Source organism: Bartonella heixiaziensis, from assembly GCF_046245125.2.
In the GTDB taxonomy this organism is placed as follows: domain Bacteria; phylum Pseudomonadota; class Alphaproteobacteria; order Rhizobiales; family Rhizobiaceae; genus Bartonella; species Bartonella heixiaziensis.
In genome coordinates this window covers 547,029-568,818 of sequence record NZ_CP176404.1, presented here as the reverse complement: position 1 = coordinate 568,818, position 21,790 = coordinate 547,029, and the positions used below count along the sequence as shown (strand labels likewise).

17 protein-coding genes and 4 tRNA genes are annotated in these 21,790 nt (G+C 40.2%); 2 read left to right on the top strand and 19 right to left on the bottom strand.

The features are described from left to right. Window positions 1–127 precede the first annotated feature (127 nt). The 11 genes from rpoB to ACKC4Y_RS02425 all read right to left on the bottom strand — a co-directional run bounded on the left by rpoB (window position 128) and on the right by ACKC4Y_RS02425 (window position 9,868). Complete coding sequence (rpoB, locus tag ACKC4Y_RS02475) at window positions 128–4,279, bottom strand: DNA-directed RNA polymerase subunit beta (protein ID WP_409361822.1); 4,152 nt, start codon at window positions 4,277–4,279, stop codon at window positions 128–130. Between the two features lie 289 nt (window positions 4,280–4,568). Continuing rightward, window positions 4,569–4,940: a 50S ribosomal protein L7/L12 gene (gene rplL / locus ACKC4Y_RS02470; protein ID WP_409361821.1), complete on the bottom strand. Its 372-nt coding sequence runs from the start codon at window positions 4,938–4,940 to the stop codon at window positions 4,569–4,571. Between the two features lie 101 nt (window positions 4,941–5,041). After that, a complete protein-coding gene (rplJ, locus tag ACKC4Y_RS02465) occupies window positions 5,042–5,560 on the bottom strand; it encodes a 50S ribosomal protein L10 (protein WP_409361820.1) in 519 nt (172 codons plus the stop codon). A gap of 366 nt (window positions 5,561–5,926) precedes the next feature. Continuing rightward, complete coding sequence (gene rplA / locus ACKC4Y_RS02460) at window positions 5,927–6,625, bottom strand: 50S ribosomal protein L1 (RefSeq protein WP_409361819.1); 699 nt, start codon at window positions 6,623–6,625, stop codon at window positions 5,927–5,929. A 4-nt stretch (window positions 6,626–6,629) separates the two neighbouring features. After that, the gene (rplK, locus tag ACKC4Y_RS02455) at window positions 6,630–7,058 is read right to left on the bottom strand and encodes a 50S ribosomal protein L11 (RefSeq protein ID WP_409361818.1); all 429 of its coding nucleotides are present in this window, start codon (window positions 7,056–7,058) and stop codon (window positions 6,630–6,632) included. 149 nt (window positions 7,059–7,207) lie between these two features. Next, a complete protein-coding gene (nusG, locus tag ACKC4Y_RS02450; RefSeq protein WP_345116530.1) occupies window positions 7,208–7,738 on the bottom strand; it encodes a transcription termination/antitermination protein NusG in 531 nt (176 codons plus the stop codon). A 20-nt stretch (window positions 7,739–7,758) separates the two neighbouring features. After that, a complete protein-coding gene (secE, locus tag ACKC4Y_RS02445; protein WP_409361817.1) occupies window positions 7,759–7,971 on the bottom strand; it encodes a preprotein translocase subunit SecE in 213 nt (70 codons plus the stop codon). 221 nt (window positions 7,972–8,192) lie between these two features. Next, window positions 8,193–8,268: transfer RNA gene (locus ACKC4Y_RS02440), tRNA-Trp, on the bottom strand. A gap of 47 nt (window positions 8,269–8,315) precedes the next feature. Next, window positions 8,316–9,491 (bottom strand): elongation factor Tu, encoded by a 1,176-nt coding sequence (gene tuf, locus ACKC4Y_RS02435; protein WP_078691533.1) that lies wholly within the window; start codon window positions 9,489–9,491, stop codon window positions 8,316–8,318. Window positions 9,492–9,681: 190 nt separating this feature from the next. Beyond that, window positions 9,682–9,755: transfer RNA gene (locus tag ACKC4Y_RS02430), tRNA-Gly, on the bottom strand. Between the two features lie 29 nt (window positions 9,756–9,784). Further along, window positions 9,785–9,868 (bottom strand) — tRNA-Tyr (locus ACKC4Y_RS02425). 207 nt (window positions 9,869–10,075) lie between these two features. Here ACKC4Y_RS02425 and ACKC4Y_RS02420 point away from each other — a divergent pair. Beyond that, a complete protein-coding gene (locus ACKC4Y_RS02420; protein ID WP_409361816.1) occupies window positions 10,076–10,906 on the top strand; it encodes a TrmH family RNA methyltransferase in 831 nt (276 codons plus the stop codon). On the opposite strand, the gene ACKC4Y_RS02415 is transcribed toward ACKC4Y_RS02420, so the two are convergent. The 6 genes from ACKC4Y_RS02415 to ACKC4Y_RS02390 form a co-directional block, all read right to left on the bottom strand. Then, the gene (locus ACKC4Y_RS02415; RefSeq protein ID WP_409361815.1) at window positions 10,896–11,636 is read right to left on the bottom strand and encodes a rhomboid family intramembrane serine protease; all 741 of its coding nucleotides are present in this window, start codon (window positions 11,634–11,636) and stop codon (window positions 10,896–10,898) included. The genes ACKC4Y_RS02420 and ACKC4Y_RS02415 overlap by 11 nt on opposite strands. Before the next feature lie 594 nt (window positions 11,637–12,230). Then, window positions 12,231–12,656, bottom strand: coding sequence for a DUF2155 domain-containing protein (locus tag ACKC4Y_RS02410; RefSeq protein ID WP_409361814.1), 426 nt, complete (start codon window positions 12,654–12,656; stop codon window positions 12,231–12,233). An 82-nt stretch (window positions 12,657–12,738) separates the two neighbouring features. Continuing rightward, window positions 12,739–13,137, bottom strand: coding sequence for an NADH:ubiquinone oxidoreductase subunit NDUFA12 (locus ACKC4Y_RS02405; RefSeq protein ID WP_409361813.1), 399 nt, complete (start codon window positions 13,135–13,137; stop codon window positions 12,739–12,741). Window positions 13,138–13,326: 189 nt separating this feature from the next. After that, on the bottom strand, window positions 13,327–14,826 hold the full coding sequence (gatB, locus tag ACKC4Y_RS02400) for an Asp-tRNA(Asn)/Glu-tRNA(Gln) amidotransferase subunit GatB (protein WP_409361812.1): 1,500 nt from the start codon (window positions 14,824–14,826) through the stop codon (window positions 13,327–13,329). 127 nt (window positions 14,827–14,953) lie between these two features. Next, window positions 14,954–16,381 carry a trigger factor gene (gene tig, locus ACKC4Y_RS02395; protein ID WP_409361811.1) on the bottom strand — a complete coding sequence of 476 codons (1,428 nt, stop codon included), beginning with the start codon at window positions 16,379–16,381 and terminating at the stop codon, window positions 14,954–14,956. Between the two features lie 134 nt (window positions 16,382–16,515). Then, window positions 16,516–16,598, bottom strand: a tRNA-Leu gene (locus tag ACKC4Y_RS02390). Between the two features lie 168 nt (window positions 16,599–16,766). Here ACKC4Y_RS02390 and trmFO point away from each other — a divergent pair. Further along, window positions 16,767–18,173: a methylenetetrahydrofolate--tRNA-(uracil(54)-C(5))-methyltransferase (FADH(2)-oxidizing) TrmFO gene (gene trmFO / locus ACKC4Y_RS02385; RefSeq protein ID WP_409361810.1), complete on the top strand. Its 1,407-nt coding sequence runs from the start codon at window positions 16,767–16,769 to the stop codon at window positions 18,171–18,173. Window positions 18,174–18,727: 554 nt separating this feature from the next. Here the strand turns inward: trmFO and ACKC4Y_RS02380 are convergent. Next, window positions 18,728–19,006, bottom strand: a complete 279-nt coding sequence (locus ACKC4Y_RS02380; protein ID WP_409361809.1) for an HU family DNA-binding protein — start codon at window positions 19,004–19,006, stop codon at window positions 18,728–18,730. A gap of 229 nt (window positions 19,007–19,235) precedes the next feature. Beyond that, complete coding sequence (gene lon / locus ACKC4Y_RS02375) at window positions 19,236–21,659, bottom strand: endopeptidase La (RefSeq protein ID WP_409361808.1); 2,424 nt, start codon at window positions 21,657–21,659, stop codon at window positions 19,236–19,238. Window positions 21,660–21,790 lie beyond the last annotated feature (131 nt).

Below are 21,790 nucleotides of genomic sequence, written 5' to 3'. Positions count from 1 at the left end.
TACTACAGACCTCATTTAAAACCTGTTCCTGTTTTTTAAACTGTCTGTGTCACCTTAATAGAAATTTCTTTCTTTAGCTTCTCAGAACAACCAGAGCGCACTCTTTATCTAGTACGCTCCTTTAAAATTATTGTTCTGTTGTCTCAGACAATGCTCGTTGTGCAATAAGTTCACGTGCATCATCAAGTTCTACATTAAGAGCGAGTGAACGCATTTCTTTTACCAACACATTAAAGCTCTCAGGTATACCTGCCTCAAATGTATCGTCACCACGTACAATCGCCTCATACACTTTTGTTCGACCCGCCACATCATCCGATTTCACTGTCAGCATCTCCTGCAAAGTGTATGCTGCACCATAAGCTTCAAGTGCCCAGACCTCCATCTCACCAAAACGCTGACCACCAAATTGTGCTTTACCACCCAATGGCTGTTGCGTAACAAGCGAATATGGTCCAATCGAACGCGCATGAATTTTATCATCAACAAGGTGGTGTAATTTCAACATGTAAATATAACCCACCGTCACCGGACGATCAAAAGGTTCTCCAGTACGACCATCATAAAGAGTAACCTGCCCTGAGCTATCCAAACCTGCTTCTTCCAGCATCATATTGATATCAGCTTCATGTGCTCCATCAAAAACAGGCGTTGCAATTGAAACACCTTTCCGCATCTGCAGAGCCAATTTGTAAAGGCTTTCATTATCATACTGACGCACTGGTTCATTGTGATCATTATCAGGCATGAGATTCTCAATACGCTGACGCAAAGGAAGTATATCCCCAGTCTCTTGATACAAATCTATCAAATCACCAATCTTCTTTCCCATACCCGCACATGCCCAACCAAGATGTGTCTCAAGAATTTGACCAACATTCATACGGCTAGGTACACCAAGCGGATTCAAAACGATATCAGCATGCGTCCCATCCTCAAGAAATGGCATATCTTCTATTGGAAGAATCCGCGATACAACACCCTTATTACCATGACGTCCCGCCATCTTATCGCCTGGTTGGATTTTGCGTTTCACAGCCACAAAAACCTTTACCATCTTCATAACACCAGGGGGCATTTCATCGCCTCTTTGGACCTTCTCAACTTTATCCATAAAACGACGTTGCAACGCTTCTTTTGATTCATCATATTGCTTACGCAAAGCTTCAATTTCATTCTGAAGCTTTTCATCTTCAACAGCAAACAGCCACCATTGCGATCGTGGATATTGCCCCATTATTGTATTGTCTAGCTTCTTACTTTTCGCAAAGCCTTTTGGACCGTCTACAGCAATTTTACCTACCAACATATCGGAAAGACGTGCATAAACATTGCGATCAAGAATCGATTGTTCATCATCACGATCTTTGGCTAAGCGTTCAATTTCTTCACGCTCAATTGCCATCGCACGTTCATCTTTCTCCACACCATGGCGGTTAAAAACACGAACTTCCACAACAGTTCCAAACGTTCCAGGAGGCATCCGCATAGAAGTATCACGAACATCTGAAGCCTTTTCTCCAAAAATCGCACGTAGAAGTTTTTCTTCCGGCGTCATAGGACTTTCACCCTTTGGTGTAATTTTACCAACCAAAATATCACCGGGCTGAACTTCAGCACCAATATAGATAATACCAGCCTCATCAAGATTCCTTAACGCTTCTTCTGCAACGTTAGGAATATCGCGCGTAATTTCTTCTGGACCAAGCTTTGTATCACGTGCTGCAACCTCAAATTCTTCAATATGAATCGAGGTAAAGACATCATCGGCAACAATGCGCTCGGATAACAAAATGGAATCCTCGTAATTATATCCATTCCAAGGCATAAAAGCCACAAGCACATTTCGCCCAAGAGCTAAATCACCAAGATCCGTAGACGGACCATCTGCAATAATATCACCCTTTTCTACCCTATCACCAACATGTACGAGAGGACGCTGATTAATACAAGTAGACTGATTAGAACGCTGAAATTTCTGTAAACGGTAAATATCAACGCCAGATTTTGAAGGATCTAAATCTTCTGTCGCACGAATAACAATACGGGTTGCATCAACCTGATCAACAATACCACCACGCTTTGCACCAACAGCAGCCCCCGAATCGCAAGCTACTATTGCTTCCATACCCGTACCAACAAACGGTGCTTCAGCACGCACAAGTGGAACTGCCTGACGCTGCATGTTCGACCCCATAAGTGCACGATTCGCATCATCATTTTCCAAAAATGGAATAAGAGCAGCAGCCACTGAAACCAACTGTTTTGGGGAAACATCCATTAAATCAACATGATCCCGCGGTGCCATCAAAACTTCACCCGCATGACGGCAAACAACAAACTCTTCTGTAAAGCGCCCTTCAGCATCTAATGAAGAATTAGCCTGAGCCACATAATGCTTTGACTCTTCCATAGCGGAAAGATAGATAACTTCTGTAGTTACTTTACCATCAATAATTTTGCGGTATGGACTTTCAATAAAACCATATTTATTAACCCGCGCAAAGGTTGCTAAAGAGTTAATCAGACCGATATTAGGACCTTCCGGTGTTTCAATGGGACAAATACGACCATAATGCGTAGGATGTACGTCACGAACTTCGAAACCTGCACGCTCGCGAGTCAAACCACCTGGACCAAGAGCAGAAAGACGACGTTTATGGGTAATTTCTGACAATGGATTGGTTTGGTCCATAAACTGCGATAATTGCGAAGACCCAAAAAACTCGCGGACCGCTGCTGCAGCAGGCTTTGCGTTAATTAAGTCTTGTGGCATAACGGTATCAATTTCAACCGATGACATACGCTCTTTTATAGCACGCTCCATACGGAGCAAACCAATGCGATACTGATTTTCCATTAACTCCCCAACGGAACGAACGCGACGATTGCCAAGGTTATCAATGTCATCAATTTCCCCGCGACCATCACGTAATTCAACCAGCAGCTTAACAACAGCGAGAATATCTTCTTGACGCAAAACGCGAACTGTGTCTGGACAATCAAGATCCATACGCAAATTCATCTTAACACGCCCAACAGCCGAAAGATCATAACGCTCCGGATCAAAAAATAACGAATGGAACATCGCTTCTGCTGTATCTATTGTTGGTGGCTCGCCTGGACGCATTACCCGGTAAATATCAAATAATGCATCCTGCCGACTCTCATTTTTATCCACTTTTAAAGTGTTGCGGATATATGCCCCAATATTCATATGATCAATATCAAGAATATTAATTTGATCCGCATTAACATCAAACAAAACCTTTAGTGCTTTTTCGTCAATTTCATCACCAGCTTCAAGATAAATCTCACCTGTCTCATAATTGACTATATCTTCTGCCAGATAGGACCCTAATAAATCGTCCTCACTAACTTTAACCGCTTTTAGACCTTTTTCTGCTAAAGTCTTCGCCGCACGAACCGTCAGCTTTTTACCAGCTTCCGCAACAACTTCACCACTATCTGCATCTACGAGATCAGAAACAAGCTTCATTCCTTTAAAGCGATCAACAGAATAAGGAATACGCCATCCCTCTCCATCCCGCTCATAGGCAACTTTATTATAAAAAGTCGACAAAATATCCGATGCATCCATCCCTAATGCCATCAAAAGACTCGTAACAGGAATCTTGCGTCGCCGATCAATACGAGCATAGATGATGTCCTTAGCATCAAACTCAATATCAAGCCAAGAGCCACGATAAGGAATAACACGAGCAGCAAAAAGAAACTTTCCAGATGAATGTGACTTTCCTTTATCGTGATCAAAAAAGACACCAGGAGAACGATGCATCTGTGAAACAATAACACGCTCAGTACCATTAACGATAAAGGTACCATTGGTCGTCATTAAAGGCATATCACCCATATAAACGCCCTGCTCTTTAATATCTTTAATATCTTTTGATCCAGTATCCTCATCAACATCAAAAACGATTAAACGCAATATGACTTTTAATGGTGCAGCATACGTTAAATCACGCTGACGACATTCTTCAACATCAAATTTTGGTAAATCAAATTCATAACCAACAAACTCGAGCATAGCTGTACCGGAAAAATCGGAAATAGGAAATACCGATTTAAAAACAGCCTGCAAGCCTTCATCTGGACGCCCGCCTTTCGGTTCCTCAATCATGAGAAACTGATCGTATGATGCTTTTTGAACCTCTATAAGATTTGGCATTTCCGCCACTTCAGGAATCTTACCAAAAAACTTGCGTACGCGCTTACGACCATTGAATTGAGACGTCATTGCTAGGGTCTGAGCCATCGTCGCTCCTCGATCTTTACTCTTCAAGGCAGACTAAACCTTGAAAGCTTTACATCATTAACCTGCACATGCAGACCAGTTCATTTGATACTCGATAGCGAGCATCATCAACTCGCCCCATTAACACCAGCCATTGATTTATTTGGCTCTACACTGGGGGGCACCAGGAGTAAAACCCATATCCGTTACAGCTACTGAACTGTTAGGAAAAAGGGCTTCTCTAATAACCTTTTCTCCTTCCGGGAGAAAGGAAATCGGCGAACATGAATGCCCGCCGATAAAACCAAAATTACTTCAGTTCAACTTTAGCACCAGCAGCTTCAAGTTGAGATTTAATTTTTTCCGCTTCGTCTTTAGAAGCACCCTCTTTAATAGGTTTAGGTGCTCCCTCAACCAGATCCTTGGCTTCTTTAAGGCCAAGCCCCGTAAGAGCACGAACTTCCTTAATGACATTAATTTTCTGAGCGCCACCTTCAACAAGAATAACATCAAATTCTGTTTTTTCTTCAGCAGCTGGAGCAGCAGCACCAGCAACAGCAGCAACAGCTACAGGAGCAGCAGCCGAAACACCCCATTTTTCTTCCAACAACTTAGAAAGCTCAGCAGCTTCCAAAAGGGTTAGGTTAGAAAGCTCTTCTACGATCTTCGCTAGATCAGCCATTTTAAAATTCCTTCAATTAAAAGATTCGAACCATTGTTTAGAACTTATTCAAAAAATAGAAAAGCATCCAAGCTCTTCCATCACCATGAATATAAACAGCCTTAAGCCGCTTTACCCTCCTGAGCATATGCGCCAATGACACGTGCAACCTGACCAGCGGGTGCATTAACAACCTGTGCAATACGGGTCGCAGGCGTAGAAACCATACCAATAAGTTTCGCCCGCAACTCGTTGAGTGAAGGTAATGAAGCCAAAGACTTCACAGCATCTACACTCAAATTTGTTGCACCCATTGAACCGCCAAGGATGACTAATTTGTCATTGGTTTTCGCAAAATCAACAGCAACTTTCGGTGCTGTAATCGGATCTTCTGAATAAGCAATAAGTGTCTGCCCAGTAAACAAACCCACTATTGATTCAGATTCCGTGCCCTGAAGAGCGATTTTAGCAAGACGGTTTTTGGCGACTTTAACGGCACCGCCAGCTTCACCCATTTTTGAACGAAGATCGTTCATCTGTGAAACTGTCAGACCGGAATAATGTGCAACAACAACAGAACCAGACTTTCGAAAAGCCTCGTTAAGCCATGTAACAAACTCGCGTTTTTCCGCTCTATTCACTGTCTCTCTCCATTTAACAGATTTGCTTAAAGCAAACCTGTTGGTTACCTTTGATAACATAAAACACTTTATGCTATCGATGAGGATCCTGTCCCCTTTTTCACGCATAACGATCAAAGGCAACCTTGGCTCAAACCCTTTAAGTCTTTAAACTCTGTAGTTTTTACCCCAGTCTCATGCAGGCTTTTTGTGATTAAGACACTCAAAGAGTATCACCCACAATCTCGGACAGGATATTCCGGAATTTCTTCCGGTATAACCTAAGCTCAATAAAGCTCAGATAACTGAATGTCGACTAAAAGCGACACCCTAAATACATTTTTGATATTCACACACCCCAAAATAAAATCACAAATCTGCTTATAACTATTCCGAACGAACGGTTGCAGGATCAACTTTAATTCCAACCCCCATAGTAGAAGAAATTGCAACACGTTTAATATATTCACCTTTTGCACCTTGCGGTTTAGCTTTAATAACCGCACTGGCAAAAGCTTTAATATTTTCTACTATCTTCTCCCCCCCAAAAGAAGCCTTACCGATACCAGCATGCACAATACCAGCTTTTTCAACGCGAAATTCAACAGCTCCACCTTTAGAAGCTTTAACAGCATTGGCAACGTCAAGTGTCACAGTACCAACTTTGGGATTTGGCATCAAACTCCGTGGACCAAGAATCTTACCAAGACGACCAACAAGAGGCATCATATCTGGCGTTGCAATACAACGATCAAAATCAATCGTTCCGCCATTAATGCTCTCAAACAAATCTTCAGCTCCCACAACATCTGCACCAGCAGCCTTAGCTTCCTCAGCTTTATCACCACGTGCAAAAACAGCAACACGGACTTTGCGCCCAGTTCCATTGGGTAAATGAGCAACACCCCGAACCATTTGATCTGCATGACGAGGATCAACACCCAAGTTCATTGAAATCTCAATTGTTTCATCAAACTTAGCAACCGCACGCTCTTTAACCATCGAAACCGCATCTTTTAAAGAGTAAAGTTGATTAAAATCAACATCTTTGCGGATATTTTTTATTCTCTTTGCTACTTTTCCCATAACGTTAGCCCACCACTTCCAAGCCCATAGAGCGAGCAGAACCTTCAACCATGCGCATCGCTGCCTCAATATCATTTGCATTAAGATCCTTCATCTTTGCTTGCGCAATTGAACGAATTTTATCGCGAGAGATACTCCCTACAGACAGCTTACCAGGCTCTTTCGAGCCAGATTTCAAATTTGCTTCCTTCTTCAAGAAAAATGATACAGGAGGTGTCTTGAGAGAAAACGTGAAAGACTTATCTTGGTAATACGTGATAACTACTGGAATCGGCGCCCCCTTTTCCATTTCCTGCGTAGCCGCATTAAACGCCTTACAAAATTCCATGATATTAATACCACGCTGACCGAGAGCAGGACCAATCGGGGGAGACGGGGTAGCCGCTCCTGCAGGAACCTGCAGCTTAAGCTGACCTATACTTTTTTTTGCCATAACAATCTGCCTTCAATTTCACTGGTAAACTAACAATTAACTTTACTCGCTACCGGCTGCAGTCAAGTGGTTCGGATCATTAAGCTGACAAAAGCCATAAATCACCTCCCACCAATTACTTAAAGTGATTAAAACCACCCTAAGTTTAATCAGAGTTTTTCAACCTGACCAAACTCCAAATCAACAGGCGTAGGACGCCCAAAAATCAGCACCTCAACCTTAAGGCGAGAGCGCTCTTCTTCAACCTCTTGAACAACTCCATTAAACGAAACAAAAGGGCCATCAGCAACACGCACTTGCTCTCCAACTTCAAATAACACCGAAGACTTTGGAGAATCAACACCTTCCTGAACTTGTTTAAGAATTTGTTCAGCTTCTCGATCAGAAATGGGAACAGGACGCGAATCTGAACCTAAAAAACCTGTCACTTTAGGAGTATTCTTAATGAGATGATAAACCTCATCTGTCAACTCAGCACAAACAAGAACATAACCTGGGAAAAATTTCCGCTCCGTATCAACCTTACGTCCACGACGAACCTCAACAACACGCTCTGTGGGAACAAAAATCTTTTCAAAAAAATGATCAAGTCCTTTTTGTTTTGCTTCCTTGTCAATAGCTTCCGCTACTTTCTTTTCAAAATTTGAATATGCTTGAACAATATACCAACGAGCAGCCACAGTCACACTTCCTTGCACTATCAACCAAAAAGATACTTTAGAAGATCAATACCTTGCCAAACACCAAAATGCATAACCTGATCCACAATAAAAAAGAAAGCTGAAGCCAACGCCGTCACCAACAACACCATAAAAGTGGAAATCACCGTCTCACGACGCGTAGGCCACTTCACTTTAGCTGTTTCTGCATAAACCTGCTTTAAGAAGGTAATTGGATTGGTTTTAGATGCCATCAGTCACACTATACTCTTTCTGAATACTCTTTCCATAATTCTATTGTAATTTATATAACAAAATAAATATGATAAAAATGTAAAAAGCCAATCTTCAGCTTTATGCAGCTTCCTCATTCTCTACTCAATACCGATTCATGGACAAAAAAACAAGCCCCATACAAAAAAAAGCGAAGAAGGTAGTTTAAATCCACCTCCTTACAGCCAAATTTTTTCTCCTTTGGCAGGGGCAGCAGGGCTTGAACCCGCGACCTGCGGTTTTGGAGACCGCCGCTCTACCAACTGAGCTATACCCCTAATTCTTAAAATTAAAAGACCTTTAATAAACTTTCAAAAACCAGTATTTACTCAATGATCTTAGAAACGATACCTGCACCAACAGTACGACCACCTTCACGAATAGCGAAACGAAGCTTCTCCTCCATTGCTATTGGAACAATCAAAGACACATCCATCGCAACATTGTCACCAGGCATAACCATCTCTGTACCCTCTGGAAGCGTAACAATCCCTGTCACATCCGTTGTCCGAAAGTAGAACTGTGGACGATAATTGGTAAAAAATGGTGTATGACGACCACCTTCATCTTTCGTCAAAATGTAAGCTTCTGCCTTAAACCGTGTATGAGGTGTAACTGAACCAGGCTTCGCCAAAACTTGCCCGCGCTCAATCCCTTCACGATCAACACCACGAAGCAGCGCACCAATATTATCACCTGCCTGCCCCTGATCCAAAAGTTTACGGAACATCTCAACACCAGTAACTGTCGTCTTAGAAGTTGGACGAATACCGATAATCTCGATTTCCTCACCAACTTTAATAACACCACGCTCAACACGACCAGTCACAACAGTTCCACGACCCGATATCGAAAAAACATCTTCTATCGGCATCAAAAACGGCTGATCAACAGGACGCTCAGGTGTTGGGATATAATTATCAACTTCACTCATTAAAAGACGAACGGCATCTTCACCAATGCTTTTATCTTTATCTTCAAGGGCTGCCAACGCTGAACCTTTAACGATTGGAATATCATCACCTGGGAAATCATACTTTGATAAAAGCTCACGTACTTCAAGTTCAACAAGCTCCAAAAGTTCAGCATCATCAACCTGATCAACCTTATTGAGAAAAACGACAATCGCTGGAACACCAACCTGACGCGCTAAAAGAATGTGCTCACGCGTCTGAGGCATCGGACCATCTGCTGCTGAAACAACCAAAATCGCACCATCCATCTGCGCCGCTCCTGTGATCATGTTCTTCACATAATCCGCGTGCCCAGGACAATCAACATGCGCATAATGACGCTTCTCTGTTTCATATTCAACATGCGCCGTAGAAATCGTAATTCCACGGGCACGCTCCTCTGGTGCCGCATCAATTTGGTCATACGCTTTAAATTCACCAAAATATTTCGTAATCGCTGCCGTTAACGAGGTCTTCCCATGATCAACGTGACCAATCGTACCAATATTAACATGCGGCTTCGTACGTTCAAATTTGCTCTTTGCCATTTTTATCAATCTCTTGTTTTGTTAGCACCCAGAAACAGAACTCCAGAACTGAATCACATCGGACTGATACAACAACAGCCCAATTATTAAAACTTTTAGGCGGTGAATTTCGCCCAATTTATGATGGAAATATTTCTCCACCATGACCACCCGCCAATCACCAACAACCCGTCTAGCATCAACAACTGTCTGGAGCGGGTAGCGGGAATCGAACCCGCATATTCAGCTTGGAAGGCTGCTGCTCTACCATTGAGCTATACCCGCACACTATGTAATAACTCTCCTTCGATGAATGGTGGAGGGGGTTGGATTCGAACCAACGTAGCATACGCAACGGATTTACAGTCCGCCCCCTTTAACCACTCGGGCACCCCTCCATTACATCGTCAAAGTTGCGCGATGAGGCATCACTACAACCAAATTCTAATCACTTATCCAATTGAAATCGGCTGCGGGGTGGTTATGCCGATTACTATCGTATCTGTCAACAGAATAAATACAATTCCGTGCAAAATTCCTCCTAATAATTTCAAACCACAGATTTTTTCTCTCTACTTTTGTTATTAACACGCTATAAAGAAAATATGAAAGAAAAAACATCAAAAAAATCTCACTATGCTCGTCTACGGCGTCGATCTCACGATACAAAAGGTTTTTCCTCTCCGCTCACAACGCGCATGAAACAGAAAACGCCCCGCTTAAACGAAGGAACAATCCGTCTTTATGGTATCCACTCAGTTTATGCAGCTTTTAAAAATCCTAAAAGGGTTTTTAATCATCTCTATGTCACACCAAACGCCTTAAAACGATTAAATATACCCGAATCAAATTTTCCCTGTCCCATTACCTTATGCACACCCAAACAACTTGATTCGCTTGTTGGAAGTGATGCGGTTCATCAAGGTATTGTTATCGAAACTGCCCCCCTCAAACCATGTCAATTATCTGAACTAACGAATACTGATCTTATCATTGTAATGGATCAAATCACCGATCCACATAATGTTGGAGCTATTATGCGTTCTGCGGTTGCTTTTAAAGCTGGAGCACTCATCACCACCTGTCGTCACTCTCCCCAAGAAAGCGGCGTTCTCGCCAAAGCTGCCTCAGGAGCCTTAGAGATGATTAATTATATCACCGTACGAAACCTCGCCGACGCACTTCAAGAACTCCATAAATCAGGTTTTATCAGCTTTGGCCTCGATTCAGAAGGCGAACACCCTCTAGAAACAGCATTAACAGGCGAAAAAATTGCTCTTGTTTTAGGAGCAGAAGGGAAAGGCTTACGTAAAAAAACACGTGAAACTGTTCACGCCTTAACACGCCTTGATATGCCTGGAGATATTAAATCATTAAATGTTTCAAACGCAGCAACAATAGCGCTCTATGCAGCGCATAAATATCTTAGACTGTAATTTTTTCTTTATCAGGCGAAATATCAAAAAAGCCAACCAACAAAAAGCCTGAAAAAAGCCCGCCAATATGAGCTTCCCATGCGATTGAAAGATTATCTCCTTCAAACAGAGAGGAGAAAATTCCTACGATAAAATTAATAATCAGCCATACGCCAACATAAATCAGCACAGTCCTCGAACAAAGCGCTTTTTTTATCGACCACAAAGAGCCAATAAATCTTTCATTCTTTGTACTGATCCCTAAATGAACAGGGGAAAAGCCATAACGGGCAATAGCACCCATCATTCCAGAAACTGCACCCGACGCCCCAACAAGCGATACTATACTATCTTGATGAAACATAAAATAAGTCAACGCAGAAATAGCTGCTGTTAATATCCAAAAAATTAAAAAACGTAAATTGCCAAAATGCCTTACCAAAGGAGAGCCAAAAACCAAAAGCCAAGCCATATTAATAGCAATATGTTCAAAACTACCATGCATAAATGAATAACTCATAATAGTATGACCAAATGTTAAAGGATCTGCCTTGAATAACACCGGTGTAAATGAAAAAAACTCACAGCTTTTAACATAGAGCTGATCAGAAAAAAAATACTGAGGAATAAAATAAATACAAAAACAAAGTGTTATCAAAATCACTATAATAAATGGAACATTTAGCAATGGTTCTTTAGGCTGTTTTGATAAAAAAAGAGTATTATTATGTTGGTGGTCAGCATCTTTCATTATATAAAATCTCGTACTCTTTATAAAATTGATAGTTCTTTGAACAAAACAGCTATATTAGTTTTGGTAATGAAGAACCGAACTTAAACTTACATTTCTTCGACGCTTGCTCCTAAATTTCGAATATTTCATCGTGAAAATGTTCTTGTATCTTATACAAAATATTAAAAAAATGGATATAAAGAATATCACCCACAAAATTGCTGCACCATTATAAACTCAAATTGAGATTTTTTAATTAGCTAAAATTTTTATTGTATCAATAGCATAGTCCTGATTGCTAATCTATTTAATGCACATATCAATAAAAATGAAAGAACTAAACCTTCTCTAGAATCAAAGTGCATATAATTAATCTCTGTTCTTTCTATAGAAGAACAATGCCTTATCTTTTAGATAATTTGATAATCAACAATTCCAAGAAAATTACCATCAACCAAAAGAGACAATCTGCTTCTTAAACACCAAAGTAAAAATATTAACGAGCTCTTAATTTCGGAATTTTAGCACTAAAATTTTTAAAAATCTGTATAGAAGACTTAAAAAGTAAATAAAATAATGCGTCAATTTCAGGATATAACTTTGTATAATAGATCATTGAAGAGACAGATTTTGAGCGTTTTGTTTGCAATCTTTTAACCACACATCATAAATAGGATGCTCTACAGCATTCAATCCAGGACTATCTGCAAACATCCACCCTGTAAAAATACGCCGCACCTTTTTATCTAACGCTACCTCATTGACTTCAACAAAACCAGTTGTACGGGTCGGCTCATCTTTGGAACTTGTATAGCACACTCGTGGCGTCACCTGCAAAGCGCCGTATTGATAAACCTCACCAAGAGAAACTTCAAAACGCGTAGTCCGCCCAGTAATTTTATCAAGCCCCGAAAAAACAGCAATTCCATTGCTTACACGTGCAGCTTGCACTCCACTCATTGAAGATAAGAAAACTATAATTCCGATGAAAAAAGCACAAAAAAAATGCTTAAACCTTGGCAGTAAAAAAAAACTCATAACATCAAATCAATCGCATCTAAAAAAACTCTCATTACAAAATAGTGCAAAATAAAAAAATACGCTCACGCACTAAAACACGTTATTTTTTAGGCGACCACGCATCATAATCTTCATATACACAAGGACGCTTACCATTATGAACAATTGAACTCTTTGGTCGATAAGCCGCATTCGTCCCTGTCATATTAGCAACATGAGGCTTTTCCCATTCATACGGTCGATAATTCTCCTGCGTAGGGGGACTATCACAACGATGATGAATCCAACCATGCCAACCTGGAGGAATAGTAGAAGCTTCAGAATAACCTTTATAAATTACCCAACGACGCCTATAACCATCCTTATGAGTGCCGCCCTCATAATAAATATTTCCAAACTGGTCCTCCCCTACACGCGTGCCTCTGCACCACGTAAAAAAGCGCGTATTGATGGTATTACCATTCCACCATGTAAAGACTTGCTTAAAAAAACTAGTCATCCTTTATTCCATTTCTTAGCATACCTACAAAATGAACCGTTGGAATAAGCCTATTATGGTACTTGAAATTACTGAAAATAAAACTTATCGATAAAATCAAGCACAATTTCATTTGATAGAAAATCTTAAATTTTGGTTCCACAGCTATAAGAGATATCACATTTATGGACTTTTCTCCAACCCATAATATTAATCTATACCAAGTTTTGCTTTAACCAGTTCATTAACAGTTTGAGGATTTGCTTTACCACCTGTTGCCTTCATTACCTGTCCAATAAACCAACCACTCAAAGCGGGTTTCTGTTTTGCTTGTGCAACTTTATCAGAATTATTAGCAATGATTTCATCAACAGCTCTCTCAATTGCCTTTGTATCTGTCACCTGCTTCATATTGCGTTCTTCTACAATCTGACGCGGATCTCCACCTTCATTCCAAATAATTTCAAACAGATCTTTGGCAATTTTTCCAGAAATAGTCCCTTCTTTAATAAGATCAATAATGGCTCCCAATTGATCTGGTCTTATTGGTGTCTCTTCAATCTCAAGATTATCTTTATTTAAGGCGCCCAAAAGATCATTAATCACCCAATTGGCAACCGTTTTTCCATCACGCCCATGCGCTACTTTTTCAAAATAATCAGCAATGGCTTTTTCTGTCACAAGAATGGAAGCATCATATACTGTTAATCCCATCTCGTTGACGAAACGTGTCTTTATATCATCAGGCAATTCGGGCAATTCTGCTGCCAAAGCATCCACAAAAGCTTGATCAAATTCTAATGGCAAGAGATCAGGATCAGGAAAATAACGATAATCATGCGCTTCTTCCTTTGAACGCATAGACCGCGTTTCACCTTTAGCGGCGTCAAAAAGCCGAGTTTCTTGATCTATGACACCCCCCTCTTCTAAAATTGCAATCTGACGACGTGCCTCATATTCAATCGCTTGACCAATGAAGCGAATAGAATTTACATTTTTGATCTCACAACGCGTCCCAAAATCTTTACCAGGACGACGAACTGATACGTTAACATCCGCACGCATGGAACCCTCATCCATATTGCCATCGCAGGTACCCAAATAACGAACAATTGTACGTAATTTTGTCATATAGGCTTTGGCTTCATCTGCTGAACGCATATCCGGTTTAGAAACAATTTCCATAAGAGCGACGCCAGCACGATTAAGATCAACAAAAGACATTGTTGGATGCTGATCATGCATCGATTTTCCTGCATCTTGTTCAAGGTGTAATCTTTCAATCCCGACTTCAATGTCTTCAAACTGCCCATTTGAATCTGGTCCAACAGATATAATAATCTTTCCCTCACCTACAATCGGAGAGCGAAATTGAGAAATTTGATATCCCTGTGGTAAGTCCGGATAAAAATAATTCTTACGATCAAAAACAGACTTTAGATTAATGTTAGCTTTCAAACCTAAACCCGTTCGAACTGCTTGACGAACACATTCTTGGTTAATAACAGGTAACATACCTGGCATAGCTGCATCAATAAGTGATACGTGATTGTTCGGTTCAGCACCAAACTTGGTTGAGGCACCTGAAAAAAGCTTTGAACTTGATATGATTTGCGCATGAACCTCCATGCCAATGATGATTTCCCAATCACCTGTAAGCCCAGAAATAAAACGCTTAGAAGCAGGAGTCCGCGTATCAATGATTCCCATTGCCAATCCATTATCAATATTTAAAATATATCCGATGGCTAATCTAAAACTACTCTAAGTGCAAACCTAGGATATAAATCTAATAAAAGAAGCCCTTTTAGTCGGGCTATTCTCTTGAGGTAAATAATTAATCTTTTTTAGGCGTTTTTTTCTTGGCTGGAGCCTTTTTTTCGCCTTTTTCTTTCACTGCAGATTTTTTCTTTACCGGCTTTTTTTCCGTTAAATCTAATTCATCATGTTCCTTCATCAGTTCTTCAACTGTCACTTCTTTATCTGTGACTTTTATCCGTGCTAACAAATGGTCAATGACTTTTTCTTCGAAGATCGGAGCACGCAGATTTGCAACAGCTTCCGGTGTTTTACGGAAAAAATCCATAATCTCTTTCTCTTGTCCAGGATATTGGCGAACCTGATCAAAAACTGCTGCCTTTAGTTCATCTTCACTTATTTTAATACCAACCTTCATACCAATTTCAGAAAGCACCAAACCAAGACGAACACGCCGCTGCGCAAGCACACGATATTCTTCTCGCGCCTGCTCCTCTGTAACACCTTCATCTTCGAAACTGCGTCCAGCCTTTTTTAAATCGTCATTAACCTGAGCCCATATATTACTAAATTCAATTTCCAAAAGTCCTTCAGGAATTTCAAAACTATAATCAGCATCTAAAGCATCAAGAATTTGACGCTTAATTTTTTGACGAGTCATTGTGCCATATTGACTTTCTATTTGCCCACGAACAACCTCACGTAAGCGCTCTAGAGACTCTAGACCAACTTTTTGTGCTGCTTCATCATCAACCTTTAATGCATCCGGTTTAGAGACGGATTTAACAGTGATATCAAATTCTGCATCCTTACCAGCCAAATGTGCTGCATTGTAATTATCAGGAAATTTAACAGAAATCGTTTTCGTATCACCTGCTTTCACGCCAACCAATTGTTCTTCAAACCCAGGAATAAATTGTTTTAACCCTAGAATCAGCTGCGCATCACTACCTGCTCCCCCCTCAAATGGAACCCCCTCAAGCTTTCCTAAATAATCTATTGTAATACGATCTCCTTCTTCAGCAGCTCCCTCTTTTAGCGAATAACTACGGGTAGAAGAAAGGACGCGCTCTACTTGTGCATCAATCTCTTGTTCAGGAACAGATGCAATTTCACGAATAATTTCAATATGTTCAAAGTCTTTAATTTCAAATTTTGGCAAAACTTCATACTTTAAACTGAAAACAAAATCGGCTTTACCATCCAGAATTTTTTCATCTTCATCTATATCAATTTGCGGCTGCATCGCTGAACGTTCATTGCGGTCAGCTAAAATAGAACGGGGCGCCTCGCTCACAATCTCATTAAGAATTTCCGCCATAAAAGACTTGCCATACATCTTTCGTAGGTATCCAGCAGGTACCTTACCGGGACGAAAACCGTTAAGTTTGACTTTACCTTTGGTATCATCCAACCGTTCATTTAATTTTTCTTCTAAATCTCTCGCCGGAACCACGATCTTAATTTCGCGCTTCAGTCCTTCATTAAGCGTCTCGGTAACCTGCATCAAACAACCTTCATTCTTCTAAAGAGAGGGATAACCCCACTCTGATAATAATTACATTCTAACACTGGAGTGTCAAATCACCATGAAGCGGAATCCCAGACACGTAGTAATCCGTAGCGTTCAAGGAACTCCATTGGTGCGGATGGAGGGACTCGAACCCCCACGGTCTCCCGCCAGAACCTAAATCTGGTGCGTCTACCAATTTCGCCACATCCGCGCTCAAACTTACAAGCCAGTAACCTTATATAAGCGGCGTTTCTATACCACTAATTAAAGAAAAAAAGCAAATAAATATATTCAAAAAGCTAAATACACCTCATTCTTACAAATTATAAAAATAAAATCTATGCTTTTCAGATAGAACTGCTTCCGCTAAAAGCAGATTATGTTAAATATGTTCAATACTCCAATCCATATTATAGGTGGCGGTCTGGCAGGGTGTGAAGCAAGCTGGCAAATCGCTCAATCAGGAATCCCCGTTATTTTGCATGAAATGCGGCCTCAAAAGAAATCTGATGCCCATAAAACCGATAAACTTGCAGAATTGGTCTGTTCAAATTCGTTCCGTTCTGATGATTCCTCAACAAATGCCGTAGGACTTCTCCATACTGAAATGCGATTAGCAAAATCCTTGATTATGAAGGCTGCGGATGCCAATAAAGTACCAGCAGGAAGTGCACTTGCCGTTGATCGCGATGAATTTTCAAAAAACGTTACAGAAGCACTCGAAAATCATCCTCTTATAGCGATAGAACGTGAAGAAATTCGAGAGATCCCTGATGATTGGCATCACATTATTATTGCAACGGGCCCCCTTACCTCACCAGCTCTCGCTCAAGCAATACAAGCAATAACTGGAACAGAATCACTCTCTTTTTTTGATGCTATCGCACCTATTATCTATACCGATAGTATTGACATGAATGTTTGTTGGTATCAATCTCGCTATGATAAAATCGGCCCTGAAGGGACAGGAAAAGATTACCTTAATTGTCCCCTTGATAAAGGACAATATGAAGCATTTGTTCAAGCCCTGAAAAATGCGGAAAAAACAGAGTTCCGCGACTTTGAAAAAACACCTTATTTTGATGGATGCCTACCAATCGAAGTTATGGCAGAACGTGGACTTGAAACTTTAAGGCATGGCCCCATGAAACCTATGGGATTAACCAATGCCCATAACCCCACAGTTAAAGCCTACGCCGTTGTCCAATTACGCCAAGACAATAAGCTTGGAACCCTTTATAATATGGTCGGCTTTCAAACAAAACTGAAATATGGTGAACAAATTCGCATTTTTAGAATGATCCCTGGTCTTGAGAAAGCTGAGTTTGCACGCCTTGGGGGACTTCACCGCAATACCTATCTCAACTCACCCATCATTCTTGATCAAACTCTTCGTTTAAAACAAAGGCCAAAACTGCGCTTTGCAGGGCAAATTACCGGATGTGAAGGTTATGTAGAATCATCTGCAATAGGGCTTCTCGCTGGACGTTTTGCCGCCGCTGAGTATAGCCATAACTGCCCTTGCTTACCACCACCAACCACAGCGTTAGGAGCTCTTTTGAATCATATTACAGGCGGACACATTGTAATGGAAGAAACAGAAAAAAAATCCTTTCAACCAATGAATATCAATTTTGGACTTTTTCCACCTATTGCTTCTGTCAATCATTCAGGAAAACGCTTGCCAAGCAAAGAAAAAAAAATAGCAAAAAAACAAGCACTAACTGCTAGAGCTTTGAATGACTGTATACAATGGTTAACAGGTGGAGAAAAAAACAATTCTTAGACCAATCGTTTTGCTGATTTTATGAGTTATAAACCGCCCATCTTCCATCTGTTAAACCAACCCCATTACTATCCCACAGAACAACCAAAAAAACTCGTTATAATACCTACTTTTGACCAATAAACCAACGTTAGAGTCTATCATTTATTAAACAGTGTGGAAGTTTCAAAAGAGATTTTTACTATAATTAAAGTCGTTATTATTATAAATAACAAACCTCAAAAGCATTTTAATCGTCAAAAAATTAGTAATGATATAAAATATGCTGTGATAAAAAATCAAACAGATACCCCTCCATAGAATACTGGCATCTCGATTATTATTATAAACCTCCGCATGGGAAAGAAGCATAGCCTCTTAATATAATATCCATTAGGATGTTAGAATATTTTTTACGCACATAAATCTTAAGAAATCCCTTAAAATATTTTCAAAAAAACTCACAATACTGGAAGAAAAAACATGCTGCAAAAATTCATCTAAAAAGCATGTGCAGAAAAATCATAAAAAAAAACCCGCTTATGAATAAATCGGGTTTTTTAGTGTAACTCAAACTATTTATTATTAACAGCTTCTTTAAGACTTTTGCCTGCAGAGAATTTAGGCACAGAACGTGCTGGAATATTGATTTCAGCGCCTGTTGAAGGATTACGCCCCTTTGTAGCAGCACGATGAGAAACTTCGAAAGTACCAAATCCCGGAAGACGAACATCCCCTCCCGAAGCCAAAGCTTCTGTTACAGAAGCGATAAAAGCATCAACAACAGAGCCAGCTTGCGCCTTCGAAACACCTGCCTTTTCAGCAATCGAGCTAACCAATTCACTTTTATTCATTAAACATTTCCTTTCCCTATATTACCAGATAACACAACTTAACCGTGTCGCCTGATAGTTTATTGAAAAGTACAGCAAACAGAAGTCTTATTTTTATCCAAAACATTGTTTTTTAGCAATAATCACAGTTATTCACGGATTTTTTTAACTTTTTCTCAAAATAAATAGAGAAAAAACCATGAAAATGTCCGCTTCTGCTTTGAAAATACCCTTGAAAGTAGATAATGAATCAGTGTGCAATCTGTATTCCTTCACTATCATTCTCTGTCCTGAGAGGCACAGGCGCCGTGGAAGGCTCTGTCCATTCAATAGGATCAGGGAAACGAACCAAAGCATGTTCAAGAACTTCACTCACATGACTTACTGGAATAATTTCCATATTGTTTTTGACATCATCAGGAATATCAATCAAATCTTTTGCGTTCTCTTCAGGAATGAGTACTTTCTTTATACCTCCTCGAAGAGCAGCAAGTAGTTTTTCTTTCAATCCACCAATAGGCAAAACACGCCCACGTAAAGTAATTTCACCAGTCATCGCAATATCTTTATACACAGCTATCCCTGTTAATACCGAAACAATTGCTGTCACCATTGCAATCCCAGCTGATGGCCCATCTTTTGGCGTAGCACCTTCTGGAACATGAACATGAATATCGCGCTTATCAAAAAGCGGGGGTTCAATACCAAAATCAACAGCACGAAACCGCACATAAGACGCTGCTGCGGAAATTGACTCTTTCATGATATCACGCAAATTTCCAGTTACTGTCATTTTGCCTTTACCTGACATCATAACACCCTCAATAGTCAATAGCTCTCCACCAACCTCAGTCCACGCAAGTCCCGTAACAATACCAACTTGGTTTTCTCCTTCAATCTGGTTATAACGGTAACGTTTAACACCCAAAAAGTCATTAATATTATTTTCTGTAATTTTTACAGATTTTTGATGCGTTTTAAGAATTTTTGTAACTGATTTACGCGCTATCTTCATTAATTCACGCTCAAGGTTACGAACACCCGCTTCACGCGTGTAAAATTGAATAATAGACCTTATCGCTCCATCAGAAACACTCAACTCTTTTTTAGACAAACAATGATCTTTCAAGGCTTTTGGTAAAAGATGCTGCTTAACAATCTCCATTTTTTCACATTCGGTATAGCCAGCAATACGAATGATTTCCATACGATCCATTAACGGTCCTGGAATATTAAGGGTATTCGCAGTTGTAATAAACATGACATCAGAAAGATCATATTCAACTTCCAAATAGTGATCAATAAAGGTACCATTTTGTTCAGGATCAAGCACTTCCAATAAAGCTGATGAAGGATCTCCACGGAAATCTTGCCCCATTTTATCAATTTCATCGAGCAAGAAAAGTGGATTAGATTTTTTAGCTTTTTTCATAGACTGAATAATTTTTCCAGGCATAGAACCAATATACGTACGGCGATGTCCACGAATTTCCGCTTCATCCCGAACACCTCCTAATGAGATACGAACATATTCACGCCCCGTCGCTTTTGCAATAGAGCGAGCAAGTGATGTCTTCCCTACACCAGGAGGACCTAGCAAACAAATAATAGGACCTTTTATTTTTGAGGCTCGACTTTGTACAGCTAAATATTCAACAATTCGCTCCTTGACTTTTTCAAGACCAAAATGTTCATTATTCATGACTTTTTCAGCAAAATCTAAATTGTTTTTGATTTTCGACTTTTTTCCCCAAGGCATTGCCAATAACCAATCAAGATAGTTACGGACAACTGTCGCCTCTGCAGACATAGGAGACATATTCCGTAACTTTCTGAATTCTGCCTCAGCCTTTTCGCGTCCCTCCTTCGAAAACTTTGTCTTCGTGATACGTTCTTCTAATTCAGAAAGCTCATCGCGACTATCATCACCCGCTCCCAACTCCTTCTGAATAGCCTTCATCTGCTCATTGAGATAATATTCACGTTGGTTTTTCTCCATTTGCCGTTTAACATGCGAACGAATACGCTTTTCAACTTGCAAAACAGAAATCTCTCCTTCCATGAAAGAAAGAACACGCTCAAGGCGATCACGGATAGGTAACAGCGCTAATATTTCTTGTTTTTCTGAAAGTTTAATCATCAAATGGGAGGCAATAGTATCGGCAAGCTTAGAATGATTATCAATCTGGCCAATAGCATTGACAACTTCAGGAGAAATTTTTTTATTAAGTTTTACATAATTTTCAAAATAGGCAATCACCGACCTTGAAAGAGCTTCAATCTCAACATTATTCTCCCTAGGCTCCTCTATAATAGTTGCACAAGCCTGATGATAATCTTCATGCGCAGTAAATTGGCTAATTTTTGCACGTGCAGTCCCCTCAACTAAAACCTTTACAGTTCCATCAGGAAGCTTTAAAAGTTGAAGAATATTAGCGAACGTACCAATATCATAAATATCTTCCGATTTTGGATCATCATCAGAAGCATTTTTTTGCGTAACTAACAATATCTGTTTATCAACCGCCATCGTTTCTTCGAGAGCGCGAATTGATTTTTCTCGGCCTACAAAAAGTGGAACAATCATATGTGGGAAGACAACGATATCACGAAGAGGTAAAACAGCATAAACCACCTCTCTTACCCCACCTGTCTTTTCATCAATATATTGCATAATTCTCCTTTCTGGAGCCTATGATCTATTTGCTACACAAGCCCATCTTTAGAAAAGCCTCCAGCTCTGCACAATACATGAAGTGGTAACTGTGGACACATAAATCAAGCAGTATGACTATAATATCCCAA

Coding starts and splice junctions, on each gene's coding strand:
- rpoB (WP_409361822.1), bottom strand. CDS start 4,279: ATGGCTCAGACCCTAGCAATGACGTCTCAATTCAATGGTCGTAAGCGC.
- rplL (WP_409361821.1), bottom strand. CDS start 4,940: ATGGCTGATCTAGCGAAGATCGTAGAAGAGCTTTCTAACCTAACCCTT.
- rplA (WP_409361819.1), bottom strand. CDS start 6,625: ATGGGAAAAGTAGCAAAGAGAATAAAAAATATCCGCAAAGATGTTGAT.
- rplK (WP_409361818.1), bottom strand. CDS start 7,058: ATGGCAAAAAAAAGTATAGGTCAGCTTAAGCTGCAGGTTCCTGCAGGA.
- secE (WP_409361817.1), bottom strand. CDS start 7,971: ATGGCATCTAAAACCAATCCAATTACCTTCTTAAAGCAGGTTTATGCA.
- tuf (WP_078691533.1), bottom strand. CDS start 9,491: ATGGCAAAGAGCAAATTTGAACGTACGAAGCCGCATGTTAATATTGGT.
- ACKC4Y_RS02420 (WP_409361816.1), top strand. CDS start 10,076: ATGAAAGAAAAAACATCAAAAAAATCTCACTATGCTCGTCTACGGCGT.
- ACKC4Y_RS02415 (WP_409361815.1), bottom strand. CDS start 11,636: ATGAAAGATGCTGACCACCAACATAATAATACTCTTTTTTTATCAAAA.
- ACKC4Y_RS02410 (WP_409361814.1), bottom strand. CDS start 12,656: ATGAGTTTTTTTTTACTGCCAAGGTTTAAGCATTTTTTTTGTGCTTTT.
- ACKC4Y_RS02405 (WP_409361813.1), bottom strand. CDS start 13,137: ATGACTAGTTTTTTTAAGCAAGTCTTTACATGGTGGAATGGTAATACC.
- gatB (WP_409361812.1), bottom strand. CDS start 14,826: ATGGGAATCATTGATACGCGGACTCCTGCTTCTAAGCGTTTTATTTCT.
- tig (WP_409361811.1), bottom strand. CDS start 16,381: ATGCAGGTTACCGAGACGCTTAATGAAGGACTGAAGCGCGAAATTAAG.
- trmFO (WP_409361810.1), top strand. CDS start 16,767: ATGTTAAATATGTTCAATACTCCAATCCATATTATAGGTGGCGGTCTG.
- ACKC4Y_RS02380 (WP_409361809.1), bottom strand. CDS start 19,006: ATGAATAAAAGTGAATTGGTTAGCTCGATTGCTGAAAAGGCAGGTGTT.
- lon (WP_409361808.1), bottom strand. CDS start 21,659: ATGCAATATATTGATGAAAAGACAGGTGGGGTAAGAGAGGTGGTTTAT.